This is a genomic window from Rhodoferax sp. (assembly GCF_012927445.1).
In the GTDB taxonomy this organism is placed as follows: Bacteria; Pseudomonadota; Gammaproteobacteria; order Burkholderiales; family Burkholderiaceae_C; genus Rhodoferax.
The window spans coordinates 418,230-437,863 of record NZ_JABBPD010000004.1 but is presented as its reverse complement, the minus strand read 5'-3'; the positions used below and the strand labels follow the sequence as shown (position 1 = coordinate 437,863).

16 protein-coding genes are annotated in these 19,634 nt (G+C 57.2%); 11 read left to right on the top strand and 5 right to left on the bottom strand.

Annotation, left to right across the window (positions count from 1 at the left end; genetic code table 11):
• The first annotated feature begins 392 nt into the window (after window positions 1–392).
• From HHJ17_RS07590 to HHJ17_RS07580, 3 genes are read left to right on the top strand one after another with little or no spacing between them, the layout of a single operon-like run.
• Entirely contained in the window at window positions 393–1,529 is a 1,137-nt protein-coding gene (locus HHJ17_RS07590) for a DUF262 domain-containing protein (RefSeq protein WP_296505453.1), read from the top strand.
• Entirely contained in the window at window positions 1,526–2,698 is a 1,173-nt protein-coding gene (locus HHJ17_RS07585; RefSeq protein ID WP_296505452.1) for a DUF3696 domain-containing protein, read from the top strand. Before HHJ17_RS07590 ends, HHJ17_RS07585 begins: the two co-directional genes overlap by 4 nt.
• A gap of 3 nt (window positions 2,699–2,701) precedes the next feature.
• Window positions 2,702–3,658, top strand: coding sequence for a hypothetical protein (locus HHJ17_RS07580; protein ID WP_296505451.1), 957 nt, complete (start codon window positions 2,702–2,704; stop codon window positions 3,656–3,658).
• Between the two features lie 391 nt (window positions 3,659–4,049).
• Here the strand turns inward: HHJ17_RS07580 and HHJ17_RS07575 are convergent, their stop codons facing one another.
• The 5 genes from HHJ17_RS07575 to HHJ17_RS07555 form a co-directional block, all read right to left on the bottom strand.
• Entirely contained in the window at window positions 4,050–5,648 is a 1,599-nt protein-coding gene (locus HHJ17_RS07575; RefSeq protein ID WP_296505450.1) for an FAD-dependent oxidoreductase, read from the bottom strand.
• A complete protein-coding gene (locus tag HHJ17_RS07570) occupies window positions 5,648–7,204 on the bottom strand; it encodes a polyamine aminopropyltransferase (RefSeq protein ID WP_296505449.1) in 1,557 nt (518 codons plus the stop codon). The genes HHJ17_RS07575 and HHJ17_RS07570 overlap by 1 nt, the downstream gene beginning before the upstream one ends.
• Window positions 7,201–7,422 (bottom strand): DUF350 domain-containing protein, encoded by a 222-nt coding sequence (locus HHJ17_RS07565; RefSeq protein ID WP_296505448.1) that lies wholly within the window; start codon window positions 7,420–7,422, stop codon window positions 7,201–7,203. Before HHJ17_RS07565 ends, HHJ17_RS07570 begins: the two co-directional genes overlap by 4 nt.
• Before the next feature lie 91 nt (window positions 7,423–7,513).
• Window positions 7,514–9,016 (bottom strand): DUF4178 domain-containing protein, encoded by a 1,503-nt coding sequence (locus HHJ17_RS07560; RefSeq protein WP_296505446.1) that lies wholly within the window; start codon window positions 9,014–9,016, stop codon window positions 7,514–7,516.
• 185 nt (window positions 9,017–9,201) lie between these two features.
• Entirely contained in the window at window positions 9,202–10,242 is a 1,041-nt protein-coding gene (locus HHJ17_RS07555; protein ID WP_296505443.1) for an SPFH domain-containing protein, read from the bottom strand.
• Window positions 10,243–10,376: 134 nt separating this feature from the next.
• On the opposite strand from HHJ17_RS07555, the gene HHJ17_RS07550 reads away from it, so the two are divergent.
• From HHJ17_RS07550 to HHJ17_RS07515, 8 genes are all read left to right on the top strand, one after another.
• On the top strand, window positions 10,377–10,739 hold the full coding sequence (locus tag HHJ17_RS07550; protein ID WP_296505441.1) for a translation initiation factor Sui1: 363 nt from the start codon (window positions 10,377–10,379) through the stop codon (window positions 10,737–10,739).
• 2 nt (window positions 10,740–10,741) lie between these two features.
• Entirely contained in the window at window positions 10,742–10,954 is a 213-nt protein-coding gene (locus HHJ17_RS07545; protein ID WP_296505439.1) for a DUF3820 family protein, read from the top strand.
• Between the two features lie 103 nt (window positions 10,955–11,057).
• Entirely contained in the window at window positions 11,058–11,624 is a 567-nt protein-coding gene (locus HHJ17_RS07540) for a response regulator (RefSeq protein WP_296505438.1), read from the top strand.
• Window positions 11,625–11,652: 28 nt separating this feature from the next.
• Complete coding sequence (locus tag HHJ17_RS07535; protein ID WP_296505436.1) at window positions 11,653–12,744, top strand: HD domain-containing phosphohydrolase; 1,092 nt, start codon at window positions 11,653–11,655, stop codon at window positions 12,742–12,744.
• The gene (locus HHJ17_RS07530; RefSeq protein WP_366557530.1) at window positions 12,741–15,494 is read left to right on the top strand and encodes an MASE3 domain-containing protein; all 2,754 of its coding nucleotides are present in this window, start codon (window positions 12,741–12,743) and stop codon (window positions 15,492–15,494) included. Before HHJ17_RS07535 ends, HHJ17_RS07530 begins: the two co-directional genes overlap by 4 nt.
• A 143-nt stretch (window positions 15,495–15,637) precedes the next feature.
• Window positions 15,638–16,165: a chemotaxis protein CheW gene (locus tag HHJ17_RS07525; protein WP_296505435.1), complete on the top strand. Its 528-nt coding sequence runs from the start codon at window positions 15,638–15,640 to the stop codon at window positions 16,163–16,165.
• A gap of 12 nt (window positions 16,166–16,177) precedes the next feature.
• Window positions 16,178–17,926 (top strand): methyl-accepting chemotaxis protein, encoded by a 1,749-nt coding sequence (locus tag HHJ17_RS07520; protein ID WP_296505433.1) that lies wholly within the window; start codon window positions 16,178–16,180, stop codon window positions 17,924–17,926.
• Window positions 17,927–18,040: 114 nt separating this feature from the next.
• On the top strand, window positions 18,041–19,588 hold the full coding sequence (locus HHJ17_RS07515; RefSeq protein WP_296505432.1) for a methyl-accepting chemotaxis protein: 1,548 nt from the start codon (window positions 18,041–18,043) through the stop codon (window positions 19,586–19,588).
• Window positions 19,589–19,634: the final 46 nt, after the last annotated feature.

The following is a 19,634-nucleotide window of genomic DNA, read 5'->3' as shown; positions in this document are numbered from 1 at the left end:
TTTCATATAAATTTGAGACCGCGGGGATGACCATGGCGTGACCATCATGGGTTTGGCAATGTGGCAACGATTTCAATGACTCCTGCCCCCCCCCGACCAGCGACGGTCGTAGACGTGGTTCCTCCATGCCAGATCTTGGGCGGACGTGCTCACTTCAACCCGTCGCCGGACGGCGCCGAACAGCTAGCCAAGTCCGCGCGTCAGGGATCGCGAGCAAAAGCGCAAAGGCGCCAGCGACGCCTCCATACAAACCGTTCTGAGTGAGGCAGGCGCAGGGAAATCCGCTACGGGCTACGTCCTTGGCTTCCTTCACCGGCATTCTTGCGCCACCAACCATGATTGAAGATCACGCTGGTTGGGGTGTATGCTCGTTAATTTTTCCGTGAGGTTTCATGGGTACGAACTCTTCAATTGCCGAAGTGCCGCAATCGAGCGAAGACGAAGAGCCCGAAGGGCTCGACAATACACAATCCGAGGGATGGGGTGGCGATTACCCATTGGATGCGGTTTTCGTTCGAACTGAGCCTCGTACTGTTCAAGAGGTTGTTAAACGCATAAATGCAGGCCGCTATCAACTTGATCCAGATTTTCAGCGTGATTTTGTATGGCCCGTGGATAAGCAATCCCGATTAATCGAATCTTGCGTTATGCGGATTCCACTTCCAGTTTTTTATGTGGCGGAAGCAAAGGACGGGCGCATCGTGGTGGTTGACGGCTTACAGCGATTGAGCACCTTTAAACGATTCCTTGCGGATGAATTCGGTTTGTTTCTGAAAGCTGGAGACGATCAACCAGCCCATCCGCTTGACGGTAAAAAATTCTCTGAACTTTCATTGCTCTTGCAAGAGCGCATCGAGGATACGCAACTTACACTCTATATTCTTGATGCAAAAGCACCTGAACGTGCCAAGCTTGATATTTTTGAACGAGTAAATAGCGGGGTCTCGTTAACCCGGCAGCAGATGCGAAACTGCCTCTTCACTGGTCCAGCAACCCAATGGCTCAAAACTGCCAGCAAAAGCACTGAGTTTCTGGCCGCGAGTGGCAGGTCTCTTGACCGAAAGTCGATGCGTGATCGTGAAGCTATCAATCGATTTTGCGGCTTCTATCTCCTTGGTGAGGAAAATTATGTTGGTGGCGACATGGACGCTTTCCTTGCGCGTGCGCTGGAGAAAATGCACAAGGGAAGCGTCAATTTAGATCGACTCCATTCTGATTTTTTGCACTCTATGCAGGCAAACCGTTTTCTATTTCAGGAACACGCCTTTCGCAAGTCCCTAGTGCACGGCGAAGATTTCGTCGCACGTACGGTTCTAAATATCGCACTATTTGACGTTTGCTCGGTACTATTTGCCAGCATAAGTAAAGAAGTCATCAAGGAAAATTCTGACGCATTGCGCGAAGTATTTTCCTCACTGATTCAAGATGAAAGTTTCAATCACGCTATTACCTACTCGACGAACAGTACACGCCAGGTAAAAAAACGTTTTGAGATGGCACGTACGGCGATTGCTGGAGTCCTATCATGATTAATTGCCTTCACATCAAAGACTTCAAATGCTTCGAAGAGCTGTCGCTACCACTGGCTCCAATGACCCTATTGACCGGGTTCAATGCAGCAGGAAAATCTACAACTCTTCAAGCGATTTTGCTTTTGGCCCAGGCATTGCGGGGAGGCGGGCGATTTCCACTCGTTCCGTTGAACGGATCACTCGTTCGCCTTGGGTCGCCCGGCGATGTGATTCGCCACGGTGGTGAGTCTGAATTGCAGATTGGGATCGAAAGAAGTGAGTCACGGGTAGACTGGTTGATGTCAGCAGACGGTCGACGCACCGGGCACGTATTGCCGATCACAAAAATTCAGTGGTGCATTGGGCAAGAAAGTGGGGAGCATTTAGTTCTTGATCAGTGTTTGGAAAATCTCCTGCCGCTGAATGTCCCACCAAAGTTGCATGAGATACCTGTCGATTTGGCGGAGATGGTTTTCATATCTGCTCTGCGAATCGGAACGACCGAAGTTTTCCCTGCGCCCGATGCATCTGAACCCATATGGGCTGATGTCGGGTCGCAAGGAGAGTATGCGGCTTGGTGGTTTGAGAAGTGCATGGATGAAGATATTGAACCCTCGCGTTGGCACCCTAACGAAACAGCACCTAGCTTGCGCAAACAGTTCAATGCGTGGGCATCCTCGCTTTTCCCTGGTGCCGAAGCCAATGCCCAACGCATCAGCGGAACGTCATTGGTTCGACTAGAACTACGCAACCATGGTGCGGATGAATGGAGGCGGCCAGCCAATATTGGATATGGCTTGACCTATGCTTTTCCCATCTTGGTTGCGGGGCTCATGGCCAAATCCGGACAGATGCTCGTAATCGATAGCCCAGAAGCACATTTACATCCAATGGGGCAGTCCCTCATGGGGAGCTTTCTCGCAATGCTCGCAAAATCCGGGGTACAGGTCATTATCGAAACACATAGCGATCATGTACTCAACGGCGTACGCCTAGCGGTAAGCCGTGGAGATTTACGGCCAACAGATATCACCATTCATTTTTTCAATTCTCGTCCCCGCTTCCCCGCTGACCCAGCACACGTAACGTCCCCGAAAATTGATGCCAACGGAGGCCTCAGTGAGTGGCCGCTTGGTTTCTTTGACCAAGCTGAACGTGATTTGGCTGCTCTGGCCGGATGGGAATAGGAGATGACTTGGTACGTCAACGATTCATCCCTTAGCGGTCAATACATTGACGCAACAGCTTTTTTGGTAGATCTAAAAGCACTGATGCAAGCGCGCAGGAGGCTACCCGAACTTGAGCAGAAATTGTTTTGTTCGCGAGAACTTCACACCCGTCCCGTGACACCCACCATGGATTTCCGCGAGGCAGTAAAGTCTCAACCAAGCAACATACCGGTTCGATTGGTACTCGCGTGGCTTACGAAATACGGGCCGTTCTGGGAAGACATCCGTGAGTTCAACCAAGACGATTATTTTGAACTCAACGGAGCCGACGTGACCGACTTGGGCATCGGCGAAGCTGCGCGAAGTCAACTCGCCGGTCGGCATGCTTCAAGCTTCAGCTTCGCTGGAGGTGGTTTTGATTACACGCCTATCGATGTTGAACATGGATTGCCGGAAGCCCCTCTCGGTACAGTGCATGTCCCCAACATCTGGGATACGAATACGCTATGCCAAAGCACGCACGCGATTGTTCCTGCACCCGTAAACTGGGTGCAAATGCTAGAACAGGCGCAAGGGCGCTTTGATAATTTGGTTTTTTCGCCCCAGTCTGTCGATTCGTTGCGAAAAGAACCTTTTAGCAACTATGTTGTTGAACGAGTATTTGCGCTTCTAACCGTATTGCAAGAGTTTGTGAGTTGTCTCAATGAGGACGGAAGTCATTCAGCAAGAAATCATGAACTGATAGCGAAGCACTTTGCTGGCGCAAAGGCATGGTTCACTGATGAATCAGAAACTAACAAAAAGGCCTTTCGAGATGAAATGAGTTTTCCCCAGCAAAACCATGAAGGCGAACACGTTTTTTGTTCATGGCATGGAAAGATTAAGACACCTCAGTACCGTATTCATTTTCAATGGCCATTACCACTTCGTTCGAAATTGAGGGTTTTTTACATTGGACCGAAGATCACGAAAAATTAGAAAATGAGGCGAAGATAGATTTGCTGTGTCGCGAAGAGTAGCAAAATGCCCCAAGTGACGTTTCAATGATTCCCATGTAAATCAAGTGTTTGCCGCAGAGCAGCCGATCTGCACCTCGTCGACGATGGCAAGCAGTTGCCTGAAGGACGCTTTGTTCATTACTAACTTCGTCTTCGTCCACGGCAGCGTTGACCGCCAGTTCTGTCCTGCCGCGGCAGCCGGCATAGGGCACTTGGCGTGCTGCCGAGAACGACTCCTGCTAGACAATCAACGTCATGAAATTGACCTTCCTAGAAGCAGCCGCTGGCCAATACCGGCAACCGCTTGAAAAAAAGCCATTCGCAGCTGCAGGTCAGCCATGCCCGTGAACTGCCGATTTTCAGCATCGACCTCACGCCGCCAGATGCCCCAGTGTGAAGGCTTCTTCAAAGACCGAGTAGCCGGCCCAGTCGCTGTGGGCAAATGTCAGCTTGTCGTGAGTCAGCTTTATTTGCTCTGAATTTAATAGCTTCTTGCGCATAATAGACGGGGGCTGCAGCTCTATTTGACTTAAATCACGCGGCACCGGGATGGCCATGGCATGGCCGTAGCGCGTGATGTCGATGCGGGTGGCCTTGGCCGGCAAATCGGGATGGGCGACGGCCAGTTCGGCCAGGATGTCATCGCGCCAGGCACTCCAGGGCTTTTCAAGCAGTTGGCGGCGACCCGCGTTGGGGCCGCCCGGCACATCACCCAGCGCGCGGTAGTAGGTCAGCACCGTGGCGCCTGGCACCGGCTTCAGGCTTTGGTGCAGGGCGTCGACATAGCCCAACCCTGGCGCGTCGTACAGCACGTTGTCCCAACTCGGCGCGGGGCCGGGGCGGTCATGCAGCGGGGTTTTGAGGTGGATATTGGCCACCAGCCAGGGCGCGTAGTGGGTGCGGGCAGCCGCCTGACGCAGAAAATCGGGCGCGTTTTGCAGCACCCGGGCCGCCACAAAAATCGGCAGCGCCACGATGGCGCGCCGGGCTTGCCAGCGCTCCACGGTTTGCGTCGTCGTGTTGAAGGCGTCCACCTCGACGCCATGCTTGACGCTGGCGATGCGCAGTACCACGCGTCCGGTGTGTAGGCGCTCTTGCAGCGGCGCGGCCAGGCGTTCGGTGAGCCAGCCGTTGCCTTGCGGCCAGGTCAGCACGCCTTCGCGCTCCACCGACTCGGTGCCTGGGAGGTGAAAGCCGTGGCGGCTGGCAAAGTAGTGAATGCCGGCCCAGGCCGACACGGTGGCGATGCCGGCGCCAAAATCGTCACGGCAGCAGTAGTTCAGGTACCAGCGCAGATGCGGATCGGTGAGACCGTTTTGGTTTAAATATGCTATGAAAGTAATAGCTATTAGCGCAGTCTGAACGGGGGCTAGAGGCTGTTTTGATGCTGGAATCGTCCAGCGGGCGGCGCTGCGGGCTTGTTCCACCAAGGCCGCAAATTTTTGGTATTGCGCCAGCGTGTCACGGCTGACGCCTTGCACCGGCAGCAGCCCGTCCTGCCAGGCGCCGTTAAAGAACAGGCGCTCTTGCGGGCTGTGGCACAGGTGGCGCTCGTCATATTCCCAGCGGCCCGACACACGCCGACGCAAGCCCAGTTCTTCGAGCAAGTCCTGCACCTCGGGAGCCGCATCGCCCGGCACCGGCAGGTAGTGGGCGCCCAGGGGACAGGCAATGCCGTTCACCGTGCCGCCCCGGCTGTTGCCCCCAGCGGCGTCTTCCAGTTCCAGCAAGGCGAAGTCTTGCCTGCCCTGGAGGCGCAAGGCACGCGCTGCCGCCAGTCCGGCGACGCCGCCACCGAGGATCAGTACGTCGGTTTTGCGCATGACGGCAGGTGCGGGCCACGATTGGCGGTCCCGCAGCAGGTGGCCGCGCGCAAGGTTGATGCCGGTGAAGCTGCCGCTGATGTCGTCCGCTTGGGCGCAGCCGATCAGCGGCAGGGCCGCGCTGGCAAGAAAGTGGCGCCGCTGCATTAACGCGCCACCTTGCCCCACTCGGCTTCATAGGTCGTCACCAGCACCTGGTTCGACAGGCGGTTGACCTCGGTCGGCCGCCGCGCCATGTCGAGCGGGAAATCAAACAAGGCGGGCAGGCTGTGCGGCGTCAAAAAGCGCAGGCCGTCAGGCAGCGCGGTGGGCAGCCGGTACGGGCGCCGGCTGGCGACCACGTAGCCCCACTCGCCAAAGCTGGGCACATGGGCGTGGTAGGGGGTGGCGCTCAGTCCGATCGACTCGATGGTGTGCACCACGGTCCAGAAACTCTGGCGTGCCACCAGGGGCGACGTGGTCTGGATCACGGCATAGCCGCTGGCCGCCAGATGCTTGTCGAGCAGGGCATAAAACGCGGTGGTATAGAGCTTGCCGATGGAGAAATTAGTGGGGTCGGGAAAGTCCACCACGAGCACGTCAAACATCTCGGTGCTGTTTTCCAGCCAGCTGAACGCATCGGTGTTGATGATCTTGACTTTGGGCGATTGCAAGGCGCCGCCGTTGAGCTTCACCAGCACCGGCTGCTGGGAGAACAAGCGGGTCATGGCCGGGTCCAGTTCGACCAGCGTGACGCTTTCCACACCGGGGTACTTGAGGATTTCTCGCACCGCCATGCCGTCGCCACCGCCCAGCACCGCGACTTTTTTGGGCGCCGCTCCGGTGGCCGAATAGGCCGCCATCACCGGGTGCACCAGCGCCTCGTGGTAGCGGTACTCGTCGCGCTGGGCAAACTGCAGATTGCCGTTTAAAAACAGCCGGTAACCGGCCCGGCCTTCACCGCCGCCGTAGGTCACCACGATGCGCTGGTAGGGCGAGGTGCTGGCAAACACCACATGGTCCTGGTACATCTTGTCTTCGGCCCAGCTCGTGACCTGATCGGCCGCCGCCATGCCGCCTGCCAGCACGCCCAGCGTGGCGACACAGGCCAAAGCGTGCGCCCGGAACTGGCGCAACTCATGGCGAAACAGCCACAGCGCCCACAAGGCCACCGCCGCATTCATCAGTCCAAACAGCAAGCCGGTGCGGATCAGCCCCAGCTGGGGCACCAGCACTAGCGGGAAGGCGAGCGACACCGCCAGCGCGCCGAGGTAGTCAAAGGTCAGCACTTGCGACACCAGATCTTTGAGCGCCACGTTGCGTTTGAGAATGCGCATGACCAGCGGAATCTCCAGCCCGACCAGCGTGCCCACGCCCATCACCAGCGTGTAAAGCAGCAACCGGAAGGAGCCCGGCAACCAGGCATTGGCGACAAAAAGCAGCGCGGGTAACGCGCCGCCGATCAGCGCGACCAGCAGTTCTATCCGTAAAAAATGGGCCGGCAGCTGGCGCTCGAAAAAGCGCGACAGGTAGGAGCCCATCCCCATGGCAAACAGGTAGGTGCCGATGACGGTGGAGAACTGCAACACCGAGTCGCCCAGCAGGTACGACGCCAGCGCCCCGGCGGCCAGCTCATACACCAACCCGCAGGCCGAGACGATGAAGACCGAGGCGAGCAGGGCCACTTCAACCGGGCGCGGCCCGGTTTGATCTTCCGGGCTCACCCGTGAATCGCCGCGGCCACGATGATGCAGATGCCCAGCGACATGGCCGCCACCACCAGCGCCAGCGCCCGGTTTTGCTTCTCGACAATTTCTTCCCACAGGTTGTAGGGCGTGAGCTTGTCAATGATGATGAAAGTCACCAGAAAAATAATCACGCCCATCAGCGCAAACAAGAGGGAGCCCAATAAAGCCCCCGATTTCAACCATTCCATCTCCATGCGGATCTCCTTCAAAAATGTTGCCGGAATGTCAATATTGCGCTGTCCCGCGAAGGCGGGCAGCTACTTTTTTTCTTCAATCGGCCCTGTGTCATTTGTGCCCGCCGCCGCTGGAGAAGCCGCCAAACGAACCGCCTGAACTGCGCGAGCTCGACGCGCAGTTCTCGGTCGCCGGGTCACAGCGCGAACAGCGGCTGATCACCAGCAGAAACAAAATCAGCACCAAAAAAATCACGAGCCCAGCGCGAAAACTGACCCCTTGGGCCGCGCTGCCGGGACCGGCATCACTGCGCTGGAGCAGGTCTTTTTTGTCTTCCAGTTTGAAAGCCTTGGCAACGGCATCGCTCTCGATCTGGCGGCCCACCGACCAGGTGACTTCATTGGCGGATTGCTCCATGGAGAGCAGGTTCTTGCCGTTGACAAAGTCGCGGTTTGAGGTTTTTTGTCCGCGCGCAACCTGCCAGTAAAACTCACCCGCCACATACGAGGTCTCGGCGTTGTAGCGCTCCTTGAGCTGGTAGCGGGTGCCCAGGTAAGTGGCATTCTGGCCGTTGTCGCTCAGCACCGGCGCACCGGTGGTGGGTTTGACCACGCTCCAGCCCTCGCTGGAATCCACCAAAAAGGTAAAGCCGCGCTCGGCGTTGTAGAGCAAATACTCTTCCCAGCCAAACTGCTCGTCGGGGTCGCTCGGGTCCGTCCCCATGCGGTGCTGAAACCCCACCACCTGCCACAGTACCCCCTGCAACGGCCCCTGGCTGCCCAGCGGGATGAGGGGCGCCAGCGGCTCGTCCTGCAGCGCGTGTTGGAGTTCGGCGCCCAGCCCTTGCGACAAATCAATGAGGCTGTTGCACGAGCCGCAGGTGATGCTCTTGCTGCTGGCCAGCAGCGCAGCCACCGGCGCGCCGCAGTGGGGGCAGTTGAACTGGCGCCCTTTTTCATCTTTGACCGATTCGCTGCGCAGGCCGCTCAGCTGGAGGTCTTCCAGCCGCACCGCTTGCCCGATCGACACACTGGGCGGCTGTGTGCTGTAGTCAATGCTGAGCACCTCGCCCGCCGTCTGGCTGCGCAGCTCGACCATGGCAAAGGGCTGACCCAGCGCCGGCAAGCGCGGCAGTTCGCCCTGCGCCGACATCAATGCTACCGGGTTGTTGGTGGCGACGCTAAATGTTTGGCCGTTGATGGCCGTGCTGGCGCCGACCCGAAAATGCTCGGCGGGCGGCAGTTCGCGCTGGAGTGTCAACGGCGTGCTGATGACATAGGCGCCGTTGTCTTCACTCAAATAGGCACTGCTGCCGTCGTCCAGCACGGCGTGCCATTCGGTCCAGCTGCCCTCGGCGTACTTGTATTGCAGGCGGCCGACCAGCGTGAACGCTTTGTTGTTCCAGGTGCCGCTGGCCTGGAGTTGCAGCGGACTGTGGTCGTCAAACAGCTCGGCCATTTTGCCGATGCGCGACAAGGTTTCCCCCTGGCGCAGCACCATGCTTTGGCAATAGCCGCACACCGCATGGCTGGACTGCGCACTAAGAAAAGCAACCGGCGCGCCACAACCCGGACAAGGCGCGCGGTAAGCGCGCTGGGGGGATTCGGTGTTCACAGCGTCGATACCAGGGCAGGCTGAACGAGACCAACGCGCCGTTGCGCCTGTACTTCATTCCTTCCACATGCGGCCAAATGAGGCACCCCTCTTCCGCCCGGCGGGGCGGGAGAGGGGCGGGGGGGAGTGAGTAGGGGCAGGAGCACGCCAGAAAACACGTCAACCAAAATTAGCAAGGAAGAAATCTAAATCAACTTTTTCAACAATTCCGCCTTCTTTGCGTCAAACTCTTCCTGCGTCAAGATGCCCTTGGTTTTGAGCTCCCCGAGTTTTTCCAGCGTCGCCATCACGTCCTCCGCCTTCACGCCCAGCGCCGCAGTCGCGCCCGTGCTTGAGGCCGCCGCGCCGCCCTGCAACCCGGCCGTCAGGTTCTGTGCCAGCACCTGGCCCAAGGCCACCCCGGCGCCCAGCCCCATGGCATCGCCCGCAATGCCGCCGCCAGAACCCGCGCCCTCGGCAAATTTGGGGATCGCCTGCGCCGTCTGGTACTGCATGAACTTGGCCATGTCGTTGCCGACCATGCCCATGCCAATTTTTTGATCGAGAATCTTTTGCAGCTCTTCCGGCAGCGAAAGGTTTTGCACCGTCATGCCATCGAGCTTGAGTCCGATCTTGGCGAACTCCGGCGACAACTGGGCGGAGAGCGCCTGCGCAAACATCAACTGGTTGGAGGCCAGATCCAGGAATGGAATGCCGCTGCTGGCAATGGCGTTGCTGATGTTTTGCAGCACCAGCCCGCGCAACTGGCCGTCCAGATCGCCGACGCCATAGTTATCGCGCGTGCCCGAGATTTCGGTGTGAAACAGCTGGGGGTCGGCCACGCGAAAACTGTAGTTGCCAAAGGCGCGCAGGCGCACCGCGCCAAAGTCTTTGTCGCGGATGGTGATGGGCTGGGGCGTGCCCCACTTTTGGTCGACCTGTTGGCGCGTGCTGAAAAAATAAACATCGCTCTTGAACGGCGACTCAAACAGCTTGTCCCAGTTCTTCAGGTAGGTCAGTACCGGCAGCGTCTGCGTGGTGAGTGGGTGGGTGCCGGGGCCAAACACATCGGCCACCTTGCCTTCGTTCACAAACAGCGCCATTTGCGACGCACGCACCACCAGCTGGGCGCCGTTCTGGATCTCCATGTCCGCCATCGGAAAACGCCATGCGAGCGTGCCGTCCACGTCTTCAGTCCACTGAATAATGTCAATGAATTGTTTTTTGACGAAGTCCATCAGTCCCATGAGCCGCTCCATTTGGTGAGAATGAATCGGATGATACCCGTCGAAGATGGCCTGAAAATACGCCATGCAGGCGGATCAAGGGGGCTCTTGATTTCTCCGACAATCCGTTTTAACTTTTCTCAACCGACTTAATCATGAAATCCAGATCTGCAAGCGGTGGCTTGGTCTATTCCACCGACAGTGGCCGCATGTGCCCGGTGTGCCGCCAGCCCACCGCCAGTTGCGTGTGCAGCTCCGCCAAGGCCAAACCGGTCACCGATGGCGTGGTGCGGGTGTCGCGCGAAACCAAGGGCCGCGCTGGCAAGGGCGTCACGCTGGTCAAGGGGCTGGCGCTCGATCCACTGGCGCTGATGACCTTGGGCAAGCAACTCAAAACCGCCTGCGGCTCCGGTGGCACCGTCAAGGACGGCGTGATCGAAGTGCAGGGCGACCATTGCGACCGCGTGATCGAGGCGCTCAAAGCACAGGGATTTGTGGTCAAACGAGCGGGGGGCTGAGCATGAAGCCGGAAGACCTGGTCCTGCTGGTGACGCGCACCATGCCGTTCGGCAAATACAAAGGCCGCCTCATTGCCGATTTGCCAGGCGACTACCTGCGCTGGTTTGCGCGTGAGGGCGTGCCGAAAGGGGAAATCGGGCAGCTGCTGGTCCTGATGAACGAGATCGACCACAACGGGCTGTCGGACTTGCTTAAACCGCTGCGCGGCGGCTGAAATGCGGATGCCGGGCCGTGCCGCCGTAATTGATTCGTCACAAATATCGATTAAAGTCTCATAATCGATTAAAACGAATATTCAATTAAATTGGGCTTAAGTCATGACCGAAGAATTCAAAAGCAAGCTGTATCTCACGCCCAATGAAGTGGCGCAATGGATGATGGTCTCTCCGGTCACTGTGCGCGGCTGGGCTCAAAAAGGGTTGTTGCAGGCGGAAGTAACGCCCGGAGGCCATCGCAGGTTTCGTCATGAAGAAGTCGAGCGCTTTGCGCGCCAATGGAATCCGGTTGGCAACAAAGGGCCGCTGCGGGTTCTTATCGTGGATGACGACAAAGCGGTGGTCGGTTTTCTTCGGGAGTTGCTGGAAGGTGGCGCATCGCAAACGGTAGTGGAGACCGCCTATGACGGCTTCGAGGCCGGGCGCAAGGTTCATACTTTTTCTCCTGACATTGTCCTGCTGGACCTCATGATGCCGGGCATCAGGGGGACTGAAGTTTGTCGCCAAATCAAGCAGATTCCCGGGCAGGCCAACGTGCGTGTGCTCGCCATGAGCGGCTATCTCAGTCCGGAAAATGAGGCGGAGTTGCTGGCGGCGGGTGCTGAATGCTGTCTTTCCAAGCCGATTGATACCACCCGTTTGCTCAAATTGATGGGGCTTGAAGACTAAAAACTTGGCAAGCGTGGGAGCAAACATCATGCGTCAGCAAGATATCCAGTCAAGCCTCAACGGCTACCCTTACCACGTCCTGATCGTGGACGATGATCCCGTCCATCGTGCCTTGGAGCGTGAGATTCTTGACTCCTCCAAATATGCTGTTTTCGAGACCAGCTCCGGCAGGGAGGCGCTGGACGCATTGCGTTCACGCAGCTTTGATGCCGTGCTGCTCGACAAGCAAATGCCAGGCATGGATGGCGATGAAGTCTGTCGGCGTATTCGGGGGGAATTGGGTTTGGGCATGTTGCCCATCCTGATGGTGACCGGGAACAGCGATATTGACCATCTCACCCTCAGTCTGGCTGCTGGGGCCAGCGACTTTGTTCGCAAGCCATACGACCCTGGCGAACTGCTGGCCCGGCTGGATGCCGCAGTGAGTCACAAGCGACTGACAGATCAATTCGACAGTGCCGAATCCATGCTGTTCGCGCTTGCCCGAATGGTGGAGGCCAAAGACGGCAACACAGGCGACCACTGTTCCCGCCTTTCACACAATGGCGTGGTATTGGGCAAGGCATTGGGGCTGGGCGCCGATGAGTTGATGGCGCTGCGACGCGGTGGTGTGCTTCACGATATCGGCAAGCTGGGCATTCCTGACAGCATTTTGCTTAAACCGGGCAAGTTGACGGATGCAGAGTGGGTCATCATGCGTCAGCATGTGGATATTGGCGCACGGCTCGTCGAGGGACTGAAGAGCATGCGGTTGACGGTGCCGATCATTCGGCATCATCACGAAAGATGGGACGGCAGCGGCTACCCCGATGGCTTGCGAGGTGAAGAAATTCCTCTGCTGGCCCGGGTCTTCCAGATGGTGGACATTTACGATGCCTTGGCCCATGCGCGTCCTTACAAGCCGGCGATGGAGCGCCTGCAGGTGATTGAGGTGCTGGAGGCTGAAGCGGCACGTGGCTGGCGCGATCCAGCCTTGACTGCCATCTTCCTTGAGATTGTTAAAACCCATCCTGAAGCTATCAATGTCCCCGTTTCTTCGCACGACGATCTTGGGCTGAGCCTTTTTAGCGAGATCCGAAGCACGGGCGCGCTGGACTGGGACCACAGGCCACACCCATGAACCAGTTGAAACGCGCCCTGCAAGCCATCGCGGGTGATCGGCCTTTGTTGCGGCAACAGGTCCTGCTGGTTGTTGTCTTTGCTGCCTTGGCGCTGCTGGCCATGCTGCTGCCGTTGCAGGACTTGCACATCCCGCGCAAGCATTACCTGCCACTGCATACCTTGCTGGAATTCGCTTCAATACTGACGGCTTTCCTTGTTTTTGCGACGGTGTGGCATACACCCTCGAAGGAGGCCTCTTCCTCTTTGCTACTGATCGCCGTGGCTCTTTTTGCGGCCGGCTGGCTTGATTTCGCACATGCCTTGTCCTTCGTGGGCATGCCAGACCTGATGACGCCCGCCTCTTCTGAAAAAAGTATCGCCCTCTGGCTGGCCGCGCGTCTGCTTGTTGCGGTCAGCCTATTGGCTGTCAGCTTTTATCCTCAGCTTCGGCCGCCATCCGCGTGGGCACGTTCTGGCATTCTTGCCGCCTACACCCTGGTCAATCTGGTGGTGTTGTGGCGCGTGATTTTTCATGAAGCGGATCTGCCGGTTTTCTTCATTAAAAACATGGGCTTGACCCCCTTTAAAGTGGGACTTGAGTGGTTCATTACGGGTCTGCTGGTTCTGAGCGCCTGGCGCTATCACCGGGTGGCGCGCCAGTCAGAGGATGAAGCACTGCCATGGATATTCGGTGCTGCATCGGTCGCGGCATTAAGCGAATTTTTCTTCACGCAATATGGAATCAGTAATGATTCATTGAACTTTCTTGGCCATTTGTACAAGTTCGTGAGCTATGGCCTTCTCTATCAGGCCATGTTTGTGGTCAGTGTGCGTCGGCCCTATCAGCGGCTCGCCGCCAAGACGCAATCGCTCCTGAAAGTCAATGAGGCATTGCGCATCCAGTCCTTGGCGCTGGAGTCAACGGCTACGCCGGTTGTTGTGTCCGACCTTGAAGGTCGGGTGCGCTGGAGAAATCGGGCTTCAAGCGAAATATGCACGATCCATTCTTCGGACTTCGAGAACAAACTCCTCCTGTTCTCGGCGCCTTTCACGCCCGATCCGAAGGTGGCAGAGAGCATTCGTGCCACGGTCCAAGCCGGAAATATCTGGCGGGGACTTATTTATCTGAAGAATGCGCAAGATAACAGCATCGTCATGGATCGGACCGTGACGCCGCTGCGCAATGAGGACGGGGTGATTGAAGGCTATGTCTCCGTGGGCGAGAACGTGACAGAGAGAGTCAAGGCTCAGCTACGCCACAAACGTGTACTGGATACGGCCCTCGATGGTTTCTGGATCACCGACACCCAGGGCCGCTTGCTGGAAGTCAATCATGCCTATGCAAGGATGTCCGGCTACACGGTTGAAGAACTGCTGACCATGAACATGAGTCAACTGGAAGCCGTCGAACGGCTGGATGAAGTTCAGGCGCACAGACAAAAAATAATCCAGTTGGGCTGCGATCAATTTGAAACCCGCCATCGTCATAAACAGGGACACGAATTCACGGTTGATATTTCAGCGACCTACGATCCTGAGTCAATGCATTTGTTTGTTTTTGCACGTGACCGGTCTGAACGTGTTCAAGCGGCAGCAGTCAAACAAGATCTTGAACGGCAATTGCAGCAGTCCCAGAAGATGCAGGCGCTGGGGCAGCTGACCGGCGGTATCGCGCATGACTTCAACAACATCCTGGCGGCCATTCTGGGTTATTCGAATCTGGCGCTGGACCGGTTTGTGCCAGACAAACAAAGCAAGTTGGCAACCTACTTGCGTGAGGTGATTGGGGCCAGTGAACGCGCCCGCGATCTGGTCGCCAAAATGCTGACTTTTACGCGCACGCAACCCAATGCAAGTGCTGACGTGATTTCTCCGTCGGTCGTGATCGCAGAAGTTTTGGCCATGATGCGGCCGTCCATACCCTCAAGCATTCAACTCAAGAGTCGCATTGACGATGAGCTGCACATTCGCATGGACGCGGGTGAGCTGAATCAGATGCTGGTCAATCTCATCATCAACGCGCGTGATGCCGTTGAAGGGCTCGGCATGATCGAGATTCGTTTGCATCGGGTCGAGATCAAAGGCCAGATTTGTGCGTCCTGCCAGCAGCGCTTGGCTGGCGCCTATCTGGCGCTTGAAGTTTCTGACAACGGTAGCGGCATCGCCCCGGAACACCTGCCACGGCTGTTCGATCCTTTCTTCACAACAAAAGATATTGGCAAGGGAACGGGGCTGGGATTGTCCATGGTGCAAGGTATTTTGAGACGCTCCGGGGGGCATATCGTGGTCGAATCCCAGCTCGGCCGAGGGAGCCGGTTTCAGTTGCTGTTTCCGATTGCCTTGCCTGCTGATGTCTCTCCTGGTGTGCCGCAAAGCGATCCAAAGGCCAAATTTGGCATGGGTCAACATATTTGGGTGGTTGACGATGAGCCAGCCGTTGCCCGATTTTTTGGTGAACTACTCGAAAACTGGGGCTACAGCGTGAGACTGTTCAACGATCCGGCCGAGGTGTTGGCTGCCTTCGAAGCGGGGGTGAACGATATTGATTTGCTTATTACGGATCAAACCATGCCGGGTTTGAGTGGTGTTGCGCTGGCGCTTCGCCTGCACAGCGTGCGGCCCAACCTGCCCATCGTTCTATGCACTGGCTACAGCGATGGCATTGATCGGTCCGACGTGCTTCGTCACGGAATTCGCCGCTACTTCAGCAAACCAGTGTTGCCCCACGAATTGCTCAATGCCATTGCAGAAGAACTGGCGTCGAAATAGCAGTTGACTTCATCTTGAACGGCATTTATATCGACAATTTCGATTGTATAAATAAATACGATTAAATCGATTGACGCGATTCTTTCGATCTGATATCTTTAAGTTGCGAAGAATATCTCAAAACATCAGACAGAGCAGCGATCATGAACCAGTCAATTGCACCCCACGGCGGGGTCACCCCAGCACAGGCCATCTCTTCCAAGGAGGCAGCCATTGCCTCCATCACTGAGTTTTTGGCTTTCAAACTGGGCGCAGAAGAGTACGGCATCGACATCCTGCGCGTGCAGGAAATTCGTTCCTATGAAGAGCCCACCCGTTTTGCCAATTCCCCGGCGTTCATCAAGGGTGTGATCAATCTGCGCGGTGTCATCGTGCCCATCATTGACATGCGGATCAAGTTCAACCTCGAACAGGTGAACTACGACACCTTCACCGTGGTGATCGTTCTCAATATTGGCAAACAGGTCGTTGGCATGGTGGTGGATGGCGTATCGGATGTCATCACGCTCACGCCTGATCAACTGCGGCCTGTCCCTGATTTTTCATCCGCCGTTGACAGCGATCACCTGCTGGCGATCGGAGCCGTTGAAGACCGCATGCTAATTTTGCTGGACATCGAAAAACTCATGACCAGTACCGAAATGGGTTTGATCGCAGAAACCGCGCACTGATTAAAAAAACAAATGAACAATCTGAAAATCTCCACCCGACTCAATCTTGGTTTTGCCGTGATCATCGCGGTGTTTCTTCTGTTGACGGGCGTGACGGCGTGGCGAGTGGAAATGGTATCCGAGGCCACGACGCGGATGGCACGTTCTGCCGATTTACTGCAACTGGCCGGTAGCTGGCAGGGTGATGTGCGGCAAAACTCCGCGCGATCTCTGGCCGTCGGTTATTCAGAGGGCGGAACCATGCTCGACTTCTTCAAGGAGTCAATGGCAGCGACATCACGCGGGACAAATGAAATCCAAAAGACTTTTCTAGACAAGGTGCAAGACAGCGAGTCCAGAAAGCGCGCCGAAAATGTCGGGGCGGTACGCAAGATATGGATTGCTGGCCGTGACCAGGTCAATACCTTGAAGGCCGCCGGGGATGACGCGGGTGCCCGTGCCCTGGTGCAAAGCAAATTCGTTCCCGTCACAGAAGACTACATTCGTGCAACGCAGGTGCTGGTGGATGGAGAAGCTGCCAGCGTCCGAGCGGCGCAGCAAGAAGTTAATGCCATGTTCCAGCAGCTGTATGTGATCGGGGGACTGCTTTTGGTGGTCGCCCTGGTGGTGGCGGTCCTCACGAGTTGGCAGCTCTCGGGCAGCATTTCCCGTGGCGTCGATACGGCACGTGTTGCCGCGCAACGCATTGGCGAGGGTGACCTGAGCCACCCCTTGAGTGCCGCCGGAAAAGACGAAATTGGACAACTCCTTCAGGCGCTGTCCACTATGCAAGGCAACCTGACCAGCGTTGTCTCCAACGTCCGCCAGGGCTCCGAAAGTGTGGCGACCGCCAGTGCCGAGATTGCGCAGGGCAACCACGACCTCAGTGCCCGCACCGAACAACAGGCCAGCGCGCTGGAAGAAACCGCTGCCTCGATGGAGCAACTCAGCTCCACCGTGCGTCAGAACGCCGACAACGCCAAACAGGCCAACCAGCTGGCACAGAGTGCGTCCACCGTCGCCATCCAGGGCGGTGAAGTGGTGGCGCAAGTCGTCGGCACCATGAAAGGCATCAATGACTCTTCGCGGAAGATCAGTGACATCATCAGCGTGATCGACGGCATCGCCTTTCAGACCAATATCCTGGCGCTCAATGCGGCGGTAGAAGCAGCGCGTGCCGGCGAGCAGGGCCGCGGCTTTGCGGTGGTGGCCTCCGAGGTGCGCAGTCTGGCCGGCCGCTCGGCCGATGCGGCCAAGGAAATCAAGACCCTGATCAATGACAGCGTGGAGCGTGTCGAACAGGGCACGGTGCTGGTCGATCGGGCTGGCACCACCATGGCCGAAGTGGTAAGCAGCATCCGGCGCGTCACCGACATCATGGGCGAGATCAGCGCCGCCAGCAGCGAGCAAGCCCAAGGCGTATCCCAAGTGGGGGAAGCCGTCACGCAGATGGACCAGGCCACGCAGCAGAATGCGGCATTGGTGGAGGAGATGGCAGCGGCGGCCTCCAGCCTCAAATCGCAGGCGCAGGAGCTGGTGCAGACCGTGAGTGTGTTTAAACTCTCTTTTGACGGCGCGCAAGGCAATTTGTCGGTGACACGCTCTGCCGCACGTTTAGCTGTTCCCGTTAATAAACCTTATACGGAAGTTGAACGACGCGGCGCAAGCCGGGCGAGTAATGTGGCACGCCTGAAGCCCAAAGCCAGTGCCTTACCGCCAGCAATTCCCGCTGTCGTTGCCGCTGCCAAGAAAACTGCTGCAGACGAGTGGGAAAGCTTTTAAAGCACAACACCCAGTGGTGAACACGGGTTGATCCACCAAGCTGCCAAAACTGTATAGATAATTAGAGTCAATTATTAGGAATCGCATATGTTAAAGCCGCAAAATCTCCGCTCCATGAGTATTGGCAAAAGGCTCGGTCTGTTCACCTTCAGTGCCATCCTCGGCATCGTCGCACTGACTGCGCTGTTCCTGGTTTCAGAACGAAAACTGATTCTGGGGGAGCGGCAAAATAATGTGAGACAAGTGGTGGAAACCGCCCACGGCCTGCTGACCTACTACCACGACCTGGCGAGCAAGGGCACGCTCACCGAGCCGCAGGCGCAACAGCAGGCGTTGGAAGCGATCAAGGGCTTGCGTTACAGCGGCACCGAGTATTTCTGGATCAACGATCTGCACCCGCGCATGCTGATGCATCCGTTCAGCAAGGCACTCATGGAAAGCAAGGACTTGTCGGATCTCAAGGATCCGACCGGCAAGCCTTTTTTTGCGGAAATGGTAGCCACCGTCAAAACCAACGGGGCCGGATTCGTCTCCTATATGTGGGCCAAACCGGGCAATGATCGACCAGTGCCAAAGGTGTCGTACGTCAAGGGATTTGCGCCCTGGGGCTGGATCATTGGCTCTGGCGTGTATGTGGATACGGTAGAAGCCGCGATTCTGAGTCGCCTGATTGATTTTTCAATTGGCGCGCTGATACTGGCCGCCATCTTGTTTGCCATTGGCATGGTGATTTCGCGCGGTTTACTGAAACAGCTTGGCGGCGAGCCGGAATATGCGGCCAATATTACGCGCCACATCGCGCAGGGCGACCTGACGGTTCCGGTCAATCTGAAAAACAACGATCAGACGAGCTTGCTGTATGCACTCAAGGAGATGCGCGACAACCTCAGTCACATCGTCGGCGGCGTGCGCCAGAACGCTGATGGCTTGGCGACCGCCAGTGCCGAGATTGCGCAGGGCAACCATGACCTCAGTGCCCGTACCGAGCAACAGGCCAGCGCGCTGGAAGAAACCGCCGCCTCGATGGAACAACTCAGTTCCACCGTCAAGCAAAACGCCGACAGCGCCAAACAGGCCAACCAGCTGGCGCAAAGTGCGTCCACCGTCGCCATTCAGGGCGGTGCCGTGGTGGCCCAGGTCGTTGACACCATGAAGGGCATCAATGACTCCTCACGGAAGATCAGCGACATCATCAGCGTGATCGACGGCATTGCCTTTCAGACCAACATCCTGGCGCTCAATGCAGCGGTGGAAGCAGCCCGTGCCGGCGAGCAGGGCCGTGGCTTTGCGGTGGTGGCCTCCGAGGTGCGCAGTCTGGCCGGCCGCTCGGCCGAGGCGGCTAAGGAAATCAAGACCCTGATCAACGCCAGCGTGGAACGTGTCGAGCAGGGCTCGGCCCTGGTGGGTCAGGCCGGCAGCACCATGACCGAAGTGGTAAGCAGCATCCGACGCGTCACCGACATCATGGGCGAGATCAGCGCCGCAAGTTCGGAGCAGAGTGTCGGGGTTTCCCAAGTGGGTGAAGCCGTCACGCAGATGGACCAGGCTACACAGCAAAATGCGGCACTGGTGGAGGAGATGGCCGCGGCGGCCTCCAGCCTCAAATCGCAGGCGCAGGAACTGGTGCAGGTGGTGAGTGTTTTCAGACTGGATGCGGTTTAGACCGAAGTCTTGAATTTTTTGTCAGAGGTCTGCTTGTTTTCGCGTT

Excerpts from the sequence above, each read along its gene's own strand:
- HHJ17_RS07530 (WP_366557530.1), top strand. The coding sequence starts at position 12,741 with ATGAACCAGTTGAAACGCGCCCTGCAAGCCATCGCGGGTGATCGGCCT.
- HHJ17_RS07590 (WP_296505453.1), top strand. The coding sequence starts at position 393 with ATGGGTACGAACTCTTCAATTGCCGAAGTGCCGCAATCGAGCGAAGAC.
- HHJ17_RS07545 (WP_296505439.1), top strand. The coding sequence starts at position 10,742 with ATGAAGCCGGAAGACCTGGTCCTGCTGGTGACGCGCACCATGCCGTTC.
- HHJ17_RS07550 (WP_296505441.1), top strand. The coding sequence starts at position 10,377 with ATGAAATCCAGATCTGCAAGCGGTGGCTTGGTCTATTCCACCGACAGT.
- HHJ17_RS07575 (WP_296505450.1), bottom strand. The coding sequence starts at position 5,648 with ATGCAGCGGCGCCACTTTCTTGCCAGCGCGGCCCTGCCGCTGATCGGC.
- HHJ17_RS07585 (WP_296505452.1), top strand. The coding sequence starts at position 1,526 with ATGATTAATTGCCTTCACATCAAAGACTTCAAATGCTTCGAAGAGCTG.
- HHJ17_RS07580 (WP_296505451.1), top strand. The coding sequence starts at position 2,702 with ATGACTTGGTACGTCAACGATTCATCCCTTAGCGGTCAATACATTGAC.
- HHJ17_RS07540 (WP_296505438.1), top strand. The coding sequence starts at position 11,058 with ATGACCGAAGAATTCAAAAGCAAGCTGTATCTCACGCCCAATGAAGTG.
- HHJ17_RS07525 (WP_296505435.1), top strand. The coding sequence starts at position 15,638 with ATGAACCAGTCAATTGCACCCCACGGCGGGGTCACCCCAGCACAGGCC.
- HHJ17_RS07535 (WP_296505436.1), top strand. The coding sequence starts at position 11,653 with ATGCGTCAGCAAGATATCCAGTCAAGCCTCAACGGCTACCCTTACCAC.
- HHJ17_RS07515 (WP_296505432.1), top strand. The coding sequence starts at position 18,041 with ATGAGTATTGGCAAAAGGCTCGGTCTGTTCACCTTCAGTGCCATCCTC.
- HHJ17_RS07555 (WP_296505443.1), bottom strand. The coding sequence starts at position 10,242 with ATGGGACTGATGGACTTCGTCAAAAAACAATTCATTGACATTATTCAG.
- HHJ17_RS07520 (WP_296505433.1), top strand. The coding sequence starts at position 16,178 with ATGAACAATCTGAAAATCTCCACCCGACTCAATCTTGGTTTTGCCGTG.
- HHJ17_RS07565 (WP_296505448.1), bottom strand. The coding sequence starts at position 7,422 with ATGGAGATGGAATGGTTGAAATCGGGGGCTTTATTGGGCTCCCTCTTG.